Below are 3,017 nucleotides of genomic sequence, written 5' to 3' on the forward strand. Positions count from 1 at the left end.
GGATACGAACATCCTCCTGCCAAATATTCCTCAATCACTTGTATTTTGAATTCTTTTGAATAGGATTGATTTCTTGGTTTCTCCAGAAAAGCTTCAGCATCCGACTTTTGAAATTGTTTTACCCATTCATTACAGTGTTTGGATTAAGATTTAAATCTTTTCCAATCGTGACGGATCCTTCTCCTTTATTTAAATAGCGGTCAACAACAGATAATTTAAAATCTATAGTGTATTTTGATTTTCTTCCCATATAAAAAGCCCCCTAATAGGACCTCCAAATTTAGTTGTTTGGCGTGTCTACTATTAGGGGAGCTTATCACCTTGACGTTTCTAGTCTCCTTCTTTTTGCTCATGTTCCGCGCTCTTCTTTACACTTTCTAAATATTCATCCGCAGCCCTTTGACATTCCTCAAAAATATGATTCAAACGCAAAGCGGCCTCCGCAATATTTCCCGACTCGTTCATGACGATCGTACGATCCTCTAACTTACGATTCGCCTCTTCCAGCTGCGCCTTCAAAGACTCCACTTCACGAGTCCTTTCCACCAACAACTCCAAAAGCTCAAGACGGGAGAGTTTCTTCAATTCCTTTTCCGTCATTTACTATTCCTTCCTAAAACTATCTATCAAATAAAAAAACAGTCCAAGACAGACTGTCTAATAAAACCTCTCATAAACCATCTGCCCAACCTTAATTTCTAAAACTTTCTTGAACCCTTTCTCCAAGAATGAATTGACATAGTTTACCCATGTCAAGGTACCTTTAACTTACGATACAAAAATCACAATGTCAATAAAAAATGGGGAATTTTTTGATATTATATTCCAAAATTATCAGTTAGATTGTAAAGCAAAACTAAAATTTCTAAACAATAAAGAAAAAATCCAACCACTTAAAATTTCAGACCAAAAGAGCTAAAATAAAAACATGACACAAAAAAGAATGAAGCTACTGCTGTATATGACAGCCCTATCGGCCGGCACACTTCTTATATCCAACTTGTCGGCCATCAAACTTTGGAATTTGGCAGGCATCGCCGTCGATGGCGGCCTCGTCCTCTTTCCACTCACGTATATCCTTGGCGACCTGATCGTTGAAATGTTTGGAAAATCCACCAGCAAAACGATCATCTACGCAAGCTTTCTAGTCAACGTGATCGCCGTATTCGTCTTCTATGCCGTCATCGCCCTCCCCGCCTATCCAGGCTGGGACATGCAAGACGCCTACGCCATGGTGCTTGGCTTTTCGCCCCGCATCATCTTCGGCTCATTGCTCGGATTTTTAACATCCAACTTACTCAACAACTATCTTTTTATCAAGATGAAACAAAGCGACAGCCTCTTTTCAAAAAGCTTTATCGCAAGAGCGTTAGGATCGAGCGCCTTCGCCCACCTGATCGACTCGACCATCTTTGAAACTGTCGCCTTTCTAGGCGTCCTCTCGTTTCCAGAATTTGTCAAACAAGCCATATTCGCCTATATATTAGGAATGGGATTAGAACTCATCCTCTCTCCCCTCGAAGCATGGATAGAAAGGAAGATTCGCAACGTATGAGCCAAAACAAATTCTCATTCGACATCAACGCCCGCATTCCAAACCAATTAGGAAGAGCCGGAACGATCCATACACCCCACGGAGACATCAAAACACCCGCCTTCATGTGCGTAGGCACACACGGACACGTCAAATTCCTTTCTATGGAAGACCTACATGCCATTGGCGCCCAAGCCATGCTCTCCAACGGCTACCACTTAAGAAACATCTCCCCGACCATCGCCCAAGAAGGAGGATTGGCCAAATGGTCAGGCTGGAACGGACCGACCCTTACCGACTCTGGCGGATTCCAAGTCATGTCTTTAGGCTCTGGCATTGGAAAAGTCGTAAGCATGGAACGCGAAAAAGAAGTCGTCAACACCCCAAAAAAAGAACGACTCGCCCTCGTCCAAGAAGGTGGCATCCAATTCTTCGACCCATTCACGCAGCAAGAAGACTTTATCGGCCCCAAAGAATCGATGGAAATCCAATGCCGAATTGGCGCCGACATCCACATGGCCTTCGACGAACTCACCTCATTAGCCGACACCTACGACTACAACAAAGAAGCACTAGAACGCACCGAACGCTGGGCCCAAATTTCCCTAGACGTCCACAAACAACATCGAGACGACCTCGGCTATCGACAATCGCTCTATGGCGTCCTGCAAGGCGGACGATGGGAAGACCTCAGAAGAAGCACCGCCAAAAAAATGGGCCAAATGGACTTTGACGGCTATGGACTCGGAGGCGCCTTCCTCAAAAGCTCATTAGGCGACATCTTGACATGGTGCAACGAAGAACTCCCCGAACACAAACCTCGCCATTTGCTTGGCCTCTCTCGACCAGACGATATTTTGATCGGCGTTGAAAACGGAGCCGACACATTCGACTGTGTCGCCCCCAGCCGCGAAGCAAGACATGGACGCATCTATACAAAACACGGCTACTATTCTTTGGCCCGTCAAGCCTGCCAAGACTGCCACGAACCTTTGGAAGTCGGATGCGACTGTCCAACATGCCAACAAGGCTATACCCAAAGCCAACTTAGACAAATGATGAAATCAGAAGATCCAAAAGTCAGAGAACAATACTTTCGGCTTTCTACTATTCATAATCTCCGCTTCACCATCCGCATGATGGAAGAAGTCCGACAAGCTATACTCGATGGAACATTCCAAGAATATAAAGAACAATTCCTCAAAGACTATTATGGAACAAAAAAAGAAGCCATTCTTTAAGCATAGCTTTCAGAAAGGCTTCTTTTTTAAAGATCCAAGACAAATCGTCAAATTTGATTCCATGATCATTTCTGTTGAAACACAAAAGAAGACCAGAAAGCATACACTTTCTGGTCTTCTCTAGAACCGGCAGCGTCCTATTCTTGCAGGCGCTAAGCCAACTACCTTCGGCGATGGAGTGCTTGACTTCTGTGTTCGGGACGGGAACAGGTATTTCCACTTCTCTATCACCACCGGATCTT

4 protein-coding genes and 1 rRNA gene are annotated in these 3,017 nt (G+C 44.5%); 2 read left to right on the top strand and 3 right to left on the bottom strand.

The window, feature by feature from the left end:
- Window positions 1-118 precede the first annotated feature (118 nt).
- Both BO225_RS12620 and BO225_RS00950 read right to left on the bottom strand, forming a co-directional pair.
- Complete coding sequence (locus BO225_RS12620) at window positions 119-250, bottom strand: transposase (RefSeq protein WP_233120260.1); 132 nt, start codon at window positions 248-250, stop codon at window positions 119-121.
- 80 nt (window positions 251-330) lie between these two features.
- Window positions 331-600: a hypothetical protein gene (locus tag BO225_RS00950; protein WP_076340422.1), complete on the bottom strand. Its 270-nt coding sequence runs from the start codon at window positions 598-600 to the stop codon at window positions 331-333.
- A gap of 328 nt (window positions 601-928) precedes the next feature.
- Here BO225_RS00950 and BO225_RS00955 point away from each other — a divergent pair, with 328 nt between their 5' ends.
- Together BO225_RS00955 and tgt are read left to right on the top strand one after the other, a co-directional pair.
- Window positions 929-1,555, top strand: coding sequence for a queuosine precursor transporter (locus tag BO225_RS00955; RefSeq protein ID WP_076340423.1), 627 nt, complete (start codon window positions 929-931; stop codon window positions 1,553-1,555).
- The gene (gene tgt / locus BO225_RS00960; RefSeq protein ID WP_233120261.1) at window positions 1,552-2,775 is read left to right on the top strand and encodes a tRNA guanosine(34) transglycosylase Tgt; all 1,224 of its coding nucleotides are present in this window, start codon (window positions 1,552-1,554) and stop codon (window positions 2,773-2,775) included. Before BO225_RS00955 ends, tgt begins: the two co-directional genes overlap by 4 nt.
- Window positions 2,776-2,899: 124 nt before the next feature.
- On the opposite strand, the gene rrf is transcribed toward tgt, so the two are convergent.
- Window positions 2,900-3,013, bottom strand: a 5S ribosomal RNA gene (gene rrf, locus BO225_RS00965).
- Between the last annotated feature and the right edge of the window lie 4 nt (window positions 3,014-3,017).

It is taken from the genome of Dubosiella newyorkensis, from assembly GCF_001945605.1.
GTDB classification, from domain to species: Bacteria; Bacillota_I; Bacilli_A; order Erysipelotrichales; family Erysipelotrichaceae; genus Dubosiella; species Dubosiella newyorkensis.